Origin of the sequence: Paenibacillus sp. 2TAB23 (assembly GCF_052115165.1) — a bacterium.
In the GTDB taxonomy this organism is placed as follows: Bacteria; Bacillota; Bacilli; order Paenibacillales; family Paenibacillaceae; genus Pristimantibacillus.
Window position 1 is genome coordinate 153756 of the sequence record NZ_JBFRGD010000017.1, and the last position, 15839, is coordinate 169594.

Annotated in this window: 15 protein-coding genes and 1 riboswitch; of the genes, 2 read left to right on the forward strand and 13 right to left on the reverse strand. The window is 49.9% G+C overall.

Annotated features, from left to right (window positions below; all coding sequences use genetic code 11):
* Positions 1–48 precede the first annotated feature (48 nt).
* The 13 genes from AB4Z29_RS22440 to spoIIR form a co-directional block, all read right to left on the reverse strand.
* Positions 49–1140: a hypothetical protein gene (locus AB4Z29_RS22440; protein ID WP_441945210.1), complete on the reverse strand. Its 1092-nt coding sequence runs from the start codon at positions 1138–1140 to the stop codon at positions 49–51.
* A gap of 282 nt (positions 1141–1422) precedes the next feature.
* Positions 1423–2385: an ABC transporter ATP-binding protein gene (locus tag AB4Z29_RS22445; RefSeq protein WP_441945211.1), complete on the reverse strand. Its 963-nt coding sequence runs from the start codon at positions 2383–2385 to the stop codon at positions 1423–1425.
* The gene (locus AB4Z29_RS22450) at positions 2382–3380 is read right to left on the reverse strand and encodes an ABC transporter ATP-binding protein (protein ID WP_441945212.1); all 999 of its coding nucleotides are present in this window, start codon (positions 3378–3380) and stop codon (positions 2382–2384) included. Before AB4Z29_RS22450 ends, AB4Z29_RS22445 begins: the two co-directional genes overlap by 4 nt.
* A gap of 13 nt (positions 3381–3393) precedes the next feature.
* On the reverse strand, positions 3394–4320 hold the full coding sequence (locus AB4Z29_RS22455; protein ID WP_441945213.1) for an ABC transporter permease: 927 nt from the start codon (positions 4318–4320) through the stop codon (positions 3394–3396).
* Positions 4317–5249, reverse strand: a complete 933-nt coding sequence (locus AB4Z29_RS22460; protein ID WP_441945214.1) for an ABC transporter permease — start codon at positions 5247–5249, stop codon at positions 4317–4319. Before AB4Z29_RS22460 ends, AB4Z29_RS22455 begins: the two co-directional genes overlap by 4 nt.
* Positions 5250–5380: 131 nt before the next feature.
* Positions 5381–7066 carry a peptide ABC transporter substrate-binding protein gene (locus AB4Z29_RS22465; RefSeq protein WP_441945215.1) on the reverse strand — a complete coding sequence of 562 codons (1686 nt, stop codon included), beginning with the start codon at positions 7064–7066 and terminating at the stop codon, positions 5381–5383.
* Positions 7067–7808: 742 nt separating this feature from the next.
* A complete protein-coding gene (gene glyA / locus AB4Z29_RS22470) occupies positions 7809–9056 on the reverse strand; it encodes a serine hydroxymethyltransferase (protein WP_441945216.1) in 1248 nt (415 codons plus the stop codon).
* Positions 9057–9132: 76 nt separating this feature from the next.
* Positions 9133–9741: a TIGR01440 family protein gene (locus tag AB4Z29_RS22475; RefSeq protein WP_441945217.1), complete on the reverse strand. Its 609-nt coding sequence runs from the start codon at positions 9739–9741 to the stop codon at positions 9133–9135.
* Positions 9742–9756: 15 nt separating this feature from the next.
* On the reverse strand, positions 9757–10215 hold the full coding sequence (gene rpiB / locus AB4Z29_RS22480) for a ribose 5-phosphate isomerase B (protein WP_441945218.1): 459 nt from the start codon (positions 10213–10215) through the stop codon (positions 9757–9759).
* 98 nt (positions 10216–10313) lie between these two features.
* Positions 10314–10395, reverse strand: a riboswitch (ZMP/ZTP riboswitch).
* A gap of 71 nt (positions 10396–10466) precedes the next feature.
* The gene (locus AB4Z29_RS22485; protein ID WP_441945219.1) at positions 10467–11045 is read right to left on the reverse strand and encodes a low molecular weight protein arginine phosphatase; all 579 of its coding nucleotides are present in this window, start codon (positions 11043–11045) and stop codon (positions 10467–10469) included.
* 42 nt (positions 11046–11087) lie between these two features.
* Positions 11088–11648, reverse strand: a complete 561-nt coding sequence (locus tag AB4Z29_RS22490; protein ID WP_441945220.1) for a manganese efflux pump MntP — start codon at positions 11646–11648, stop codon at positions 11088–11090.
* A 97-nt stretch (positions 11649–11745) separates the two neighbouring features.
* On the reverse strand, positions 11746–12807 hold the full coding sequence (locus tag AB4Z29_RS22495; RefSeq protein WP_441945221.1) for an L-threonylcarbamoyladenylate synthase: 1062 nt from the start codon (positions 12805–12807) through the stop codon (positions 11746–11748).
* Positions 12808–12930: 123 nt separating this feature from the next.
* Complete coding sequence (gene spoIIR / locus AB4Z29_RS22500; RefSeq protein ID WP_441945222.1) at positions 12931–13695, reverse strand: stage II sporulation protein R; 765 nt, start codon at positions 13693–13695, stop codon at positions 12931–12933.
* 243 nt (positions 13696–13938) lie between these two features.
* Here spoIIR and AB4Z29_RS22505 point away from each other — a divergent pair, with 243 nt between their 5' ends.
* Positions 13939–14835, forward strand: coding sequence for an RNA polymerase sigma-70 factor (locus AB4Z29_RS22505; protein WP_441945223.1), 897 nt, complete (start codon positions 13939–13941; stop codon positions 14833–14835).
* A gap of 123 nt (positions 14836–14958) precedes the next feature.
* Positions 14959–15396 carry a carboxymuconolactone decarboxylase family protein gene (locus AB4Z29_RS22510; protein WP_441945224.1) on the forward strand — a complete coding sequence of 146 codons (438 nt, stop codon included), beginning with the start codon at positions 14959–14961 and terminating at the stop codon, positions 15394–15396.
* Positions 15397–15839 lie beyond the last annotated feature (443 nt).

The following is a 15839-nucleotide window of genomic DNA, read 5'->3' on the forward strand; positions in this document are numbered from 1 at the left end:
TCTGCATGAGCTAGGTGCCGGCCTCTTAAGATCTAATGTGCTTCGCAATTAACTGCTGCTGCAGCCGCCGCCGCAGGAGGAGCCGCAAGACGAGCCGCCGCTGTCTCCGCCGTTGCCGCAGGAGGAATCACCGCCGCCAGAGCCACCGCCGTCATCTCCGCCGGAATGATCCCTGCCGTCGTCCGAGGAGCCGCTGCATGCGTAAGTCGAGTCGCCGCTGCCGTTTGCTTTTCGCTGCTCCTCATTTTGTACCTGATCCATTTGCTGCACAAAGTCATTCGGATTCGTCATCGAATGATAGATGAGCATGCCCGAAAGCAAGCCTGTCGCGCCAAGGATAGGGTCGTAACCATAACCGCTGTCGTTTCTCGCCTCTTTACGGCCGCTGCCTGCATCATCCATTTCTGCCTTAGCCCGATCGATTAAATAATCCACAGTGCTGCTCAGGTCTGCAAACCGGGAAGCTGCCTTCGCATTAAACCACTGCGCGCGGAGCGTATCCTTGCTAAACTCCTTAATCTCATCAAGCTTATGTTCCGGCATCCGGGTCCGATAGAAAGCCCCCCAAAGCCTGCCGCTAGCAGGTGCCTGCGCAAACAGCTCGCCATACAGCCAATCGAACATCGCCCGCTCGCCCGGCTGCGGCAATGCGCCCGGCGCATGCGGAGCGTGATGAATCATCTCGCCGCAGAAGCCTGTGCAGAACTCCTCGTACTCTCTCGTGAACATAAGCATTTCATGCCACACCGCGTCTACTTGCCGGCTGTACATCGGCACGTTTCGCATGATCCCGCACATTAAGAAGTAGCGCTTAAGCTCGAACCAAGTCCACGCCCACTCTTTATCTGACATTCTCGGAGATTCCTTTAACACACGATCCTTTACGCGACTCTCGAAAAACAAAGTCAGCGATGCTTCCAGACGCTCTGCAGCCGTTCTCGCAGGATGGCCGTAAGGCACGCCTAGAGCATCAGGCGGCTCGGCGCTCGGCCAAGGCGCGAAGACGTTCGTTCTACCGATGAAGGCTCTGCCTCCGCGGAACGATTGACTTCGCATCATCGAAATATTCGCTCTTACGATTACTCGCATAAGAAGGAATAGTGCTACTACAATGAATAAGATCACGGCAAATAGAGCCATTTCAGCCTCCTAAGCATTTTTGTCGTACCCATATATTAACACATTCGAACCCTCTCAGGCTTACAACGCTCTAATTTCATATAAAGTATTCAATGCCTTCATATGCTTCTTATTTAAAAAACTATGCACAGATATATCCCCAACTTGTCCACATTTATCCACAACCTGTTGACACAACTGTGTATAACTCGAAAAAGAGGTTAAAACAGCTCATTCGAGCTGCTCTAACCTCTATCTTTTTCAATCAATTATTCAAAAGCCACTCTTTAGCCTGTGCATATCTTACACAGATGCATAATGACATGCGGCAAAATGTCCTTTTCTCACTTCAAGCAGCGCAGGCTCGTCCACCTTGCACTTATCGGTCGCGATCGGGCAGCGCGTATGGAACTGGCAGCCAGACGGCGGATTGATCGGGCTTGGCAAATCGCCAGTCAATACAATCCGCTCACGGTTCTCCTCCACTTCGGGATCCGGAATCGGAATTGCCGACAACAGCGCCCGTGTATAAGGATGCGCCGGGCTCGCGTAGAGCTCGCTGCTTTCCGCCAGCTCGACGATTTTACCCAAATACATAACCGCGACGCGGTCACTGATGTGTTTAACCATAGACAGGTCATGCGCAATGAACAAATAGGTAAGACCCATTTTGCGCTGCAAATCCTGCATCAGATTGACGACCTGCGCTTGAATCGATACGTCAAGCGCTGAGATCGGCTCATCCGCGATAATGAACCGCGGATCGACCGCCAGCGCACGAGCGATGCCGATACGCTGACGCTGGCCTCCGGAGAACTCATGCGGATAACGAGTCGCATGGTCCGGATTAAGGCCGACTACATCGAGCAGGTTCTCCACGCGATGCTTGCGTTCTTTCTTGCTCGCTACCAGCTTGTGGATATCCAGAGCCTCGCCGATAATATCCATGACCGTCATACGCGGATTCAATGAAGCGTACGGATCCTGAAAAATCATCTGCATATCGCGGCGCAGTGCTTTTAGACCGGCACCTTTAAGCTTGTAGATGTCTTGCCCGTCAAAGGTTACGCCGCCGCTTGTCGGCTCATACAGCCTCATGATTGTACGGCCGGCCGTTGATTTCCCGCAGCCGGACTCGCCTACAACACCAACGGTTTCTCCTTTTTGGATGGAGAAGCTTATCTCATTCACTGCGCGGAGAGTTGCACCCCCGCCCAGATTGAAAAACTTGCGCAAATTGTTTATCTCAATTAATGGCGCGCTCATACGGACACCTCCCGATTTGCGTAAGGGTGTGCAAGCCAGCATGCCGATGCATGCGATTCATTGCCGTCTACCGGGAGCAGCTCAGGATCATTGTCGACGCATACCTTCATTGCATCATCGCAGCGCGCGCAGAAGCTGCAGCCCGCTGGCGGTTTAATCAAATCCGGCGGCATGCCATATATCGGAACAAGCGGCTCTTCCTTCTTCTGATCGAGACGCGGAAGCGACCGAAGAAGCCCTCTTGTGTAAGGATGCTTAGGGTTTTTGAATATTTCCCATTTCGTGCCGGTCTCTACTACTTTGCCGGCATACATAACGATAACGCGATCACACATATCGGCTACTACGCCGAGGTCATGAGTTATAAGAATAATAGAAGTGCCAAGTTTTTGCTGCAGGTCCTTCATCACTCGCATAATTTGAGCTTGAATCGTCACATCGAGCGCAGTAGTCGGCTCATCCGCAATCAGCAGCGACGGGTTGCAGGCGAGTGCAATCGCGATCATTGCCCGCTGGCGCATACCGCCTGAGAACTGATGCGGATACTGGTTAACGCGTGACGATGCATTAGGAATGCCAACCAAATTCAACATTTCGATCGCGCGCTCCGTCGCTTTCGTTCCGCTAATGCCTTGATGCTTGATCAAGCCCTCCGTTATCTGGCGGCCGATAGTCAGCGTAGGGTTAAGCGAGGTCATCGGATCCTGGAAGATCATCCCCATTTCTTTCCCGCGGATATTCTCCATTTGACCACTTGTCATGCTCAAAATTTCTTTATCCTTAAACATAATCGAGCCGCTAGTCTCTGCCGGAGGAGATGGAATCAGGCGCATAAGCGACTGAGCGGTAACGCTCTTGCCGCAGCCGGATTCCCCAACGATTGCTACTGCCTCGCCTTTATTTACATGAAAGTTAACGCCGCGAACCGCCTTCACGATCCCGCCGCGAACTTTAAAATTCACACGAAGGTTTTTTACTTCAAGTAATTTCTCCATCCTTGTCCACCTCCTACTTTTTCATTTTCGGATCAAGCGCATCTCTTAGACCGTCGCCAAAAATATTAAAGCAAAGCATTGTAATACTGATGACCGCAGCCGGGAAAATCATTCTCCACGGATAAAGCGTAAACGCTTTGAGCGCATCGTTGATCATCGTACCCAAAGATGCAGCCGGAGATTGTACCCCTAGGCCGAGGAAGCTAAGAAAGGCTTCAGCAAATATCGCACTAGGAACAGTAAGTGTTAGCGTTACTATAATAGGCCCCATCGCGTTCGGAATAAGGTGACGGAACAGAATCCGCCCCGTACTAGCACCGAGCGCCTGAGCAGCCATGACATACTCTTGGTTTTTGAGCTGCATGATTTGCCCTCGAACAATCCATGCCATGCTTACCCAACCCGTAATACTGAGTGCTACGACTATCGTAAGCATGCTTGGCTTAAAGATAACGATAAGCAGGATAATGATAAGCATGCTTGGAATCGAGTAAATAATTTCACAGAAGCGGTTCAAAATCTCGTCTACGCGACCGCCGAAATAGCCCATGATTCCGCCGATAATGACGCCGAGAATCAAATCTGCAAGCGCCGCATATAGGCCAACCTGCAAGGATATGCCTGCTCCCATCCAGGTGCGCGTAAAGAGGTCGCGCCCAAGGTCGTCTGTACCGAACCAATAGGTCCCGTTCGGTCCAAGGTTCTTTTCTTTCAAGTGATTCGTTTGGAAATCCTGTTCCGAAATAATCGGCCCAAAGATGGCCATTAGAGAAACGATAACTAATATAACAAGGCTGGCCATCGCCATCTTATTCGAGCACAGCCGCAGCCAAGCATCCTTCCAGGCGGAGATGCTCTCGCGAACGACAACCTCCGTATGCTTCTCGTCCTTATTGAGCTTGGCGAATTGGTCCGGTGTAAAGGCGTTGTCTTTCATCATTTGCCCCCTCCTCTTGAAAGCTTAATACGAGGATCGACAAAACCGTAGGCAATGTCAGTCAGAAACCGCGCAGCCATTAGGATAATGCCATAAAATAAAGTAAGCCCCATTATGAGCGTGTAGTCGCGGTTAGTGATGCTTTGTACGAAATATTTGCCGATGCCGCCGATACCGAAAATTTGCTCGACAACGACAGAACCGGTAATGATGTTCGCAGTCATTGGTCCGATATACGTAACGACCGGCAAGATCGCATTGCGAAGCGCATGACGCACCAAGATGACGCGGCCGCTTAAGCCTTTGGCACGGGCGGTCTTAATGTAATCTGCAGACAGCACCTCCAGCATCGTTGAGCGTGTCAGACGCGCAATGAATGCCGCCGGAAGGAAAGAAAGCGCTAGAACCGGCATAATGAAATCCGTTGGGTCATTGAGACCGGATACACTAAGCCATTGCAGCTTGCTGCCGAACACATACTGCAGAATAGACGCGGCAAGAAAGTTGGGAATGGATACCCCGAGTACCGCAATGATAATCGTTACGCTATCCAGCCATTTGCGATGATTGAGTGCGGCAATAATACCTAAGATAAGACCTACCGCCAAGGAAACGAATACGGCAAACAGTCCAATTTGAGCAGAATAAATAAAGCTTTCCTTGATGATCCGGGATACCGACATATATTGCTGCTTCATCGACATTCCCAAGTCGCCGTGCAGCAGATTGTTCAAATACATCAAATATTGCTTCCAGAGAGGCTGATCAAGTCCGTACATGGCAAATAGATGCTCTCTAATTTTTTCCGGTATGGCTTTCTCCCTTACAAAGGGATCGCCCGGAATGATTTTCATGAGAAAAAAAGTAGCTGTGGCAAGGACAAACAACGACACAAACATCGACACAAACTTCTTGAATACATATTTAATCAACGCTTTGGACACCTCCTTACAGAATATAAACAAGAGGAATTACTATGTGCTAGAGTCTGAATAAGTCAATAAGAAAGGGATATATGCGGACTCTCCGCATATATCCCTACCTTCAGGTAAATGAAGGATGACTATTGGGCTTCGTAATAACCTCTTGTGTAGTCGATGTCACCTTTGTAATCCAAGAAAATGTTTTTGAAGCCTGGTTTCAGCATGTAAACGTTGCTGTAGTAGTAGATCGGCATGATAGGCATTTGATCCATAAGGATTTTTTCTGCTTCTTTCATCGCTTCAATACGTTCAGCTTGGTCGCCGCTTGCATATGCTTTTTTGATCAAAGCATCGTATTCAGGAGATGCAAAACCTGTATTGTTCTGACCGCCGCCCGTAACGAACATATCCATGTACGTCATCGGGTCATTGTAGTCAGCTCCCCAGCCTGCGCGGGAAATTTGGTAGTTCATCGCCGTACGGTTTTTCAGCAATACGGAGAACTCTTCGTTTTTGGCACCTACCACGATACCAAGGTTTTGACGCCACATTTCAACGATTGCTTCAGCAATCTTTTTGTGGCCGTCGCTTGTGTTGAATGTCAATGTTGCTTCTGGGAACTTAGCAAGCTTAAGCTCGGCAAGACCTTCTGCAAGCAATTTTTTCGCCTCTTCAACATCCTCTGTGAAGAAATCGTCTTTCACTTCATTACGGTAGTCTTCTTTCACGCCGATAATGCCCGGTGGCACGAATCCGAAGGAAGGAACCTCGCCGGCCATTGTTACGCTCTCTACGATCGCTTGGCGGTCAATCGCCATTGCAAGCGCTTTGCGCACTTTTACGTTGTTGAAAGGAACTTCCTCTGTGTTGAACATGTAGTAGTACGAGCTTGCGATTCCTTTTGTAACGATCTCATCCTTTTTCGATTCTTTTAGAACCGGGATTTGCTCAGCAGGAATTTCACCAGTTGGTTTGCCTGTGTAATCAAGCTTGTCCGTTTCATAGTTAGCAAGCTCAGTTGCAGAGTCAGCGATCATTGTGAAGTCAACGCCTGCAAATTTCACTTGGTCTTTGTCATAATAGTTGTCGTTTTTAACAAGCTTGATGGACGTGTTGTGCTGCCATTCGCTCATTTTGAAAGGACCGTTACCAATGATTGTCTTAGCATCCGCAGCCCAAGCTTCGTTGTCTTTGACGGATTGGTGAACCGGGTTGTATACGTAGAAAGAAGTCAGGCTCAAGAAATAAGGCGTAGGCGCCGCCAATTTCACTTCAAGTGTTTGAGCGTCAATTGCTTTGATGCCTACAGCATCAGCATTCGTAGTTTTGCCTTCGTTGTAATCTTGTGCGCCAACAATGTAATAGAATTGGTAAGCGTATGTTGAACCGGTAGCAGGATCAAGCGCGCGTTTCCAAGAGAATTCATAATCATTAGCAGTGACAGGGTCACCGTTGCTCCACTTCGCGTCTTTGCGAATCGTGAATGTGTAAGTTAGGCCATCTTCCGACTGTACCCATTTCTCAGCAGTAGCTGGGACGGATTCGCCGTTTTCGTTCTTGCGAGTCAAACCTTCGTAAATACCTGTTGCGAGTGTACCGGATACGTTGTCTTCCATTAGTGCAGGATCAAGCGTTGAAGGCTCGGAGTGGATATTCATTCTGAATACCTTAGCGTCAGTTGTTTCGCCCGCTCCTCCGTTGTTGCTAGTTCCGTTGTTGGTTGCGCCGTTATTGCCGGTCTCTTCTTTCGGCGTACAGCCTACCGCGATAATAGCAAGAATGAGTAAAGCAGCGATAAATGAAAAAGCAGACTTTCTAGTTCTCATAATTACCCTCCCGTTTTTTTCTCTACCTCGTTCAGTAGTGGGTAGTATCGTCCACCTTACTCGCCTTATATACAAACATTTAAAACCGGCTTAAAGGCTTGTCCAGTCCAAATGCGCATATCGAACTTGAGCTAATGTTATACACTCTTCCCATCCAAACATAGAGATTGATATTTACTAATAATTTTCACTATACATCCATGTTAATTATTTATCAACAATATGTAAGCTGTAAATTCATGTATTAAATGACTTTAAACAGCTATACTTTAGCACTTTGACGCGTTTATTCAATTAATTAATCTGTTACTTTAATGCTGTACAGCGTTTATTCAGTTAATTATTCTGTTACTTTAACGCTTTGAAGCAGTTACAAGTAATAATTACCAAAAATAGTTCAAATTTAAAGAAATACACAAAACATTTAATCTTCTTTTAATTTCCATTTTTAATTATTATTAATTGGATTATTGAATTCTTTTCGAGTAAAAACCAAAATAATATTGTGGTATTTTATATTTATTAGATCGTGTAAATTCCGTATTTCTAATGGCATGATTACTATCTGAATTTTCAGTTTTACTAAAATTCATGTCTAACGACGTCTTTTTATACTAATACGGCTTTCTACTCGACATAGTATTTTATAACGCTAAATGTTTTATGCATCGCTGCATACAAAAAAGACCTATTCGTGTATAAACACCGAATAGGTCTTCTGAAACAATCCTGAAGCAATGAATTAGTAAGTCATACCAGGATATAGCGGATATTGAGCAGTCAAATCACGGACCAAGCCGCGGGCTTTGGCTAGAACCTCTTGATCTTCCGGGCTGTTGAGCACAAGAGCGATAACTTCTGCGATCACTTTCATTGCATTCTCTTCCATACCGCGAGCTGTTGCTGCCGGCGTACCGATGCGAATGCCTGAAGTAACGAACGGGCTTGTCGGATCAAATGGGATCGCGTTTTTGTTAACCGTAATGCCCACCTCATCAAGTACATGCTCAGCAACTTTACCTGTAATATTCAGGCTGCGAGTGTCAAGCAGCATCAAGTGGTTGTCTGTTCCGCCAGAAACAATGTTGAAGCCTTTTGCAACAAGCTCTTCAGAAAGCACTTTTGCGTTTTTGACAACTTGTGTTGCATATTGCTTGAATTCAGGCTTAAGCGCCTCTCCGAACGCAACGGCTTTGGCAGCGATGATATGCATCAACGGACCGCCTTGCGAACCAGGGAAAACAGCTTTGTCGATAGCCGCTGCCCAAGGCTGACGGCAAAGAATCATACCGCCGCGCGGTCCGCGAAGCGTTTTGTGTGTAGTCGTTGTTACGAAATGCGCATGAGGTACTGGGCTCGGGTGAAGACCCGCAGCAACCAAACCGGCAATATGTGCCATATCGACCATGAACAATGCGCCTACGTCGTTAGCGATTTTACCTAGTTTCTCGAAATCAATCGTACGCGGGTAAGCACTAGCGCCTGCTACGATCAAGCGAGGACGGTGTTTGAAAGCAAGCTTGCGCACTTCTTCATAATCGATCGTGAAGGAATCTTCTTGCACGCCGTATGCCACGAAGTTGTAAAGCAAGCCGGATGCGTTAACCGGGCTGCCATGCGTCAAATGTCCGCCGTGAGCCAGGTTCATCCCGAGAACCGTATCGCCAGGCTGCAAGGCTGCAAGGTAAACTGCCATGTTTGCTTGGGCGCCGGAGTGAGGCTGAACGTTCGCATGCTCAGCACCGAACAATTCTTTGGCACGGTTGCGCGCAATATCTTCTACGATATCAACATGCTCGCAGCCGCCGTAGAAACGCTTGTTTGGGTAGCCTTCTGCATATTTATTCGTTAGCACGCTTCCCATCGCTTCCAAAACCGCTTCACTGACAATGTTCTCAGAAGCGATAAGCTCGATGTTGTCACGTTGACGAGTAAGCTCAAGGCCTAATGCTTTCAATACTTCCGGATCTTGTTTGCGCAAATTTTCCATTTCGATATTCCTCCTCAAATTAGACAGCTCTATTTAAAATGGTTTATTCAATAAGTTCACGCTCGGCACATGCTCGTTAATCACATGTGCCGGCAGATTGCTCAGCCGTTATGGCATCAGCAGGCTGCTCATACACAGCTCGCGAGCCCCCGATCAGCTTGGGCCGCGTAACCGCCATCGTCACATGGGCTTCCCCGATGCTTCGAATGGACGGACGGACCGGAACGGCTACCCGCTTCAAATGCATCCCGATGAATGTATCTCCAATATCGATGCCCGCATGTGCTTGTACAGTTTCGACAAGGCACGGCTCCTGTAAGCTGCGGTAGGCGTATGCCGCCATAGATCCGCCAGCTTTGGGCACCGGTACCGCCCCGACAATCTCCAAGCCATAACGGTCAGCAGCAGCACGGTCTATCACAAGCGCACGGTTCAAATGTTCGCAGCACTGGTACACCGGAATGAAACCAAGCTCGGCTCTTGCAGCTTCCACGCCGGCAAATATTTGCGCAGCTGTCTCGACTGTGCCTGCCGTGCCAATCCGCTCGCCGAGCACTTCACTAGTACTTACACCGATAACCAGCAGCTGACTCATTCCTAAATTCCCTGCAGCCGCCAGCTCGCGCACAATCGTTTCTACCTGCTGGGCAATGACTTCAAGCTGTGCATGTTCTTGTATGCTCATCGCGATGGCCCCCAATTAGGACTGGCTGATAGTCTGTTTTTCGATTTCCATCACTTTGTTTACTCTTCCAACATGGCGCTCACCATTCGAGAACGGTGTATCCAGCCATATTCGAATAATCTCAAGCGCAATGCCAGGGCCAATAACGCGTTCGCCAAGCGCCAATACGTTCGTATCGTTATGCTCCCGTGTTGCTTTGGCTGAGAACATGTCATTGACAAGCGCGCAGCGGATGCCGCGTACTTTGTTGGCCGCAATGGACATGCCAATTCCCGTTCCGCAAATCAGTATACCGCGCTCCGCTTTGCCGCTCGTAACTAGGTCACATACGGGTAATGCATAGTCCGGGTAATCAACCGATTGGTCGCAGCTGCAACCGACATCTTCAATTTCATGGCCAAGCGACTGAAGAAAAGGGACAACCTCATCCTTCAAGCGATAGCCCGCATGATCGGCACCAATAGCAATTTTCAACGTAAAAGACCTCCTTCGGAATGAAACATTACAGTGCTAGTATACCTATTTTTGCAGAAAAAGACGAAAAAAGAGCAAGACATGCTAATTAGCATGCTGCTCTTTGCCCAGGCGACCGGCCGTATATTCCGATGCTCCACCGTGGTTAGCCCACTTCCGTCGCCAGTTACATCGGAAACCGTATATTGTCTTTTCATAATAGCTGATACGGCTGCAAAAATCAATCTATAATACGGGTTGCATCCGCGGAATTATCTTTTGGAAAGCTTGTCCAGAAGCTTCACGAGCGCATCTTCGATTTCGTTTGCACTGCTGTTATAAATAGATAATGAGCCGCCAAATGGATCCACGATGTCGAAGCTTGGAATTTTGCGTTCAAGCTCTAGCAGCCGGCTTCTCTCCTGCGATGTAAGCTGCTGGCCTAACGCCTGCTTCATATGCATCTCCGAATACAGCCGCTCCAGCTCTTCGATATCAGCAAGCACCTGCGCATCGCGATTCGCATACTCCTTCAGCGTATAAGTCTTATCAACCGCTTCGGGATACCATTGCAGCAAGCCCCGTTTGTGGTTGGACGTCATGGTCAAAATAATGTCGGCCCAGCCGACAGCCTCGCCTGTCAGTGCCAGTGAGGTACTCTTATGGTCGATATCACGCTGTCTTAGCGTTTCTACCGCATTCGCCGACACAGGCAAGCCGTCAATCGTCGATATGCCCGCTGAGCGAACAGCTACTGTAATGCCTCTCAGAGCAGCCATACGGCGCAGCATAGCCTCCGCCATCGGAGAGCGGCACGTATTGCCGGTACAAACAAACAATATACGTTTCACACTGCCAACTCCTTTTCACCCTCAATTCAAGCTGCCTAGCCATTAGAAAATAAATAAAATGCCGAAAACAAACAAAATGCCGCCGCCGATTGCCTCGCCATATTCCCCAAGGTTCCCGCTGACCTTACGGCCAAGCAATAGACCGCACACGGACATAAGACCGCCCAGTACGCCGATCATCAGTACGGTCGTCCACATGTTGGCCGCGAACATGCCTAGCGTAATACCAACAGAGAACGAATCGATGCTGACGCTTAGCGAGAGCACCAGCAATCCCCACAACGATTTGTGATCGAAGGATTGCACCGCATCTCCCCGCAGTGAGCTGTATATCATATGCCCGCCGAGCAGCACCAGCAATACGCCAGCCGCGGTAGTGGCTACAGATCCAAGCAGAACACCTACATATTGTCCCGTATATATGCCGGCAAGCGGCATTATAACATGGAACAGCGCAATAACGACGCCCAGCTTTAAAATATCACGCAGCCGAATTCCCTTCAGACCGATTCCCAGTCCGAGCGAAAAAGCGTCCAGCCCAAGCGCTAATGCAATAATGAGCAGTGTCAGCAGCTGACCAGCTTGCAATTGTGCCTCAACCAAAGTCTATCTCCCCCATGTCCGCCTGTTTTCTATACCAAACATATGCGGACATAAGGACAAACATACTACTTTGAGCATTACCTATTCCAAATCCAGGCTATACGCGAACGACTCGATTACCTGCAGCCTTTGCCAGACGGTTCATCAGGGCAGCCCCAATCCCTTGTTCGCCGCTGCTCTCCGACCATATGCGCTGCACGCCGCCTTCGTCGAACGCGCGGAGCGCCGCGTATAGGCGATGAGCCGCTGTTGCCAGCTCGGCTTCGCTGCCTAACGATAATACGCGGTCAGCCTTATAACCTTGCAACCGCTCTTCGAATGCCAGAACGCCGGTCGTCTCGCCGCTGCTGGCAGCCCGCTCGACCTGCCGATGTATATACGCAGTCACCGCATCCGGAGCGCCTTGGACAAGGATCAGCTCACCCTGCGGCGCATAATGCGTATACTTCATTCCGGGCGATCGAGGAGCCGACTCCGGTTCCTCTAGCGAAGCGCTGTCGATGGTTGCATACGGTGCCGCTATCCGCAGCGCTTCCAGCGTTATGCCGCCTGGACGCAAGATGCGGATCATTTGTTCACCAACCAACTCGACGACGGTTGATTCCAGGCCGACGCCTGTAGCCCCATCATCCACAAGCCCATCAATGCGGCCATCCAAGTCCTCCAGCACATGCCGTGCCAGCGTCGGACTTGGCCTTCCGGAGCGATTCGCGCTTGGCGCGGCAACCGGGCAGCCAGCCAGCTCGAGGAGCGTTAGAGCCGCCCTGTGGTCCGGGATGCGGATGCCTACCGAGGCCAGTCCTGCAGTAACGAGCGGCGACAGCACATCGGGTCGTGCCGGCAGCACGATCGTCAGCGGTCCCGGCCAGAAGCTGTCCATCAAAGCCGAAGCTAGCTGCGGATACGGAAGCACAAGCTCGTCCAGCTGCTGCCGGTTTGCGATATGCACAATTAACGGGTTATCCGATGGACGTCCCTTTGCGCTGAATATGCGGCCCACAGCAGAGGAGCTTCTTGCATCCGCTCCTAGCCCATATACCGTCTCTGTCGGGAAAGCGATAAGACCGCCGTCCCTCAGTTGCGCGGCGGCTGCCGCAAGCTCGGGCCCGAGCTTTTCATCAGGGAGCTGCTCCACGCTCCACACATTCGTTGTTATCATCTCTATCCTTCAATCCTTGCTCTTAAATTAAATGAATCATGCTTCCGTTATTATAGCACATGCATCCTAAAACAAGCAGAAACGGCAGCGGCGTCTTAGCTAACAAGGCGCCGCTGCCGCTTCTTATGCGAACAATGATTTGATCCAATTAATAAACGACTGTATCATCTCTAGCAAGAAAAATTTCGCTTCAGGCGCCTCGCCGCTTGATGATTTATCCTCTTCTTGATCAAGTGCGGCTGCCGATACTGACGCATCGTCCGCTTGAAGCGCAGTTGTCTGAGCTTGACCATCTACAGATGCCGACGCAGCAGCTTCGCCGCTCGCCGCATCGATGAAGCATAGCGGCGGGAACAGCACGCACCACCAGTTTTGGCCGCCGCCCTCGCCAAGCGTAATTCGGAGCGCTTCGTAGTCGCCAGCGGGATAAACCTCATTGCCGTACATTTTAGTTGGGAAGGGCACGATGCCTAATTCGGCTGAAGCGCCGTATGCAAAGCCCCGGCTTTGCAAAACATTAGCTGTGATGCGTTCGATTTCAGGCATATGGTCCAGAATAGACTGGCGAGCTTCCTCTATGGTTTGAGGACCCGTTGCCCAGCTGCTCATTGCTTTCACGATTTCATCGCGTACCAGGCGCTTGACGACTTGGTCAGCCGGACGATCGGAATTGGCTAATATGCGAAGACGGATCGCTTCCTGCGGAATTTGGCCGCCCGCGACCGCTGCGTCCATTTGCTGGGCTTCCCAGCTCATAATTAATAGAATGATAGCAAATACGATAAAACCATAGGATTTGCGGTATGAATATTTGTTAGCCGCCACCGATTTGGAAGCTGCGGATTCCTCAACATTGGAATAAGAATGAATAGATAAATGGTTAGACATACAACACAAGCTCCTCTCGTCGCACCCGTCAGTGCGTCTGCTTGCGTTCCGGAACGTATCTATCCGTCAGTATGTCCCCGTTTGGAATATATAAACCTAGCAGCTAGCATTTTCTTCAAAAGCTAGATTACATAGCCGCTTGCACGCTGCATCCAGCCCCGGCTCAACACCTTTTCACGCATGCATGAGTATTGAAAAAAACGAATCATGCGGTACTATAGAAGTGGAGTAATTGAAACCGATATGGGAATAAGAAAGGATACCAAAATGGATTTCAATAAGGCTTATACCGTTTACCGACCGCTGCTCCATTCCATCGCCTACCGCATGCTCGGCTCGTTCAGCGAGGCGGAAGATCTCGTACAGGATGTTTTTGCCGATTACAGTCAACTAACCGATGCAGATATACACAATGAAAAAGCCTATCTCGTAAAGATGGTTACGAACCGCTCCATTAATCTCAGCCAATCCGCGCGCAAGCGGCGCGAGGTATACGTCGGCGAATGGCTTCCCGAACCGGATATGAGTCATGCCATGCCGGACCCCGCCGAGCTGTTCGTTCAGCATGAATCCATTTCCTATGCGCTGCTTGTCATGCTGGAGAAGCTGACCGCAGTGGAACGTGCCGTCTTCATCCTGCGGGAATCGCTTGCCTTTGACTATGATGAGATTGCCGCATGTTTGCAGAAGTCGGAGGCGAACTGCCGAAAAATATTTAGCCGCGCCAAAGAAAGGCTTCATAAAGAACGCCAGCTTCTCCCTGAAAACATGGATCAAGCTCAGCCCCTCGTGGAAACCTTCATAGAAGCTGCGGCTTCCGGAGATTTCAATAAGCTGATTGCCATGCTCACCGAGGAAGCCATGCTTGTCTCCGATGGCGGCGGCAAGGTGCGTGCTGCCATTAATGCGATAATCAGCAGAGCCCGCGTAATCGCTTTTCTACAAGGCGTCATTCCCAAAACCTTCCTTGGGGACGGCCATCGATTCGCAGTGGTGAATGGCCAGGCAGGCATTATCATTACGCTGGACGGCAAACCCAGAAGCGTAATCAACTTTCAGATCAATGCGGAAGGCAACCAGATCGAGCGGATTTTCGTGATGCTCAATCCTGATAAGCTGAAGCATATACGGCTCGATTAGTTTTATTTTTGATTATTTTTTCTCTTCCTGTCACAAACTTGTGCAAGACTTTGTCTTAGATGACGAAGACATGCAGCACGGCCGATTGGCCAACAAATTGGATGATAGAGGAGAATGAATATCATGACTGAAAGAACCGTTATCGCCAAAGAAATACCCGCCGCTTACCAAGCCATGTTCGGACTTGAGAAATATTTGGGCACGACCAGCATCAGCAAAACGTTAAAGGAGCTTATCAAAATCCGTGCTTCGCAAATAAACGGCTGTGCTTACTGCATCAATATGCACACCAAAGAAGCTAGGGAGCTAGGTGAAACCGAGCAGCGGATCTATGCACTCAGCGCTTGGCGCGATACGCGCTTTTTCTCCGACGCAGAACGGGCAGTCCTTGCATTAACGGAATCCATAACCGTGATTACGAAAGAGCATGTTCCTGACGCCGTCTACGAGGAAGTCGCTCGCCATTTCGACAGCAAGCAGATTGGAGAAATCATTATGGCCATTACGACGATTAACGCCTGGAACCGGATCGCAATCAGCACGAATATGATGCCGGAATAAATCAAGCGGCAGAATCGCCACCCTGCCTGCTGGCAGCCGGATAGCATGGCCGGATTGCAAAGGCCGGATTGCAAGGCCGGATTGCAAGGCCGGTTAGCAAGGCCGGTTAGCAAGGCCGGTTAGCAAGGCCGGTTAGCAAGGCCGGTTAGCAAGGCCGGATAGCAAGGCCGGATAGCAAGGCCGGATAGCAAGGCCGGATAGCAAGGCCGGATAGCAAGGCCGGATAGCAAGGCCGGACAGCAAGGCCGGTTAGCAAGGCCGGTTAGCAAGGCCGGTTAGCAAGGCCGGTTAGCAAGGCCGGTTAGCAAGGCCGGTTAGCAAGGCCGGWTAGCAAGGCCGGWTAGCAAGGCCGGACAGCAAGGCCGGACAGCAAGGCCGGACAGCAAGGCCGGACAGCAAGGCCGGACAGCAAGGCCGGACAGCAAGGCCGGACAGCAAGGCCG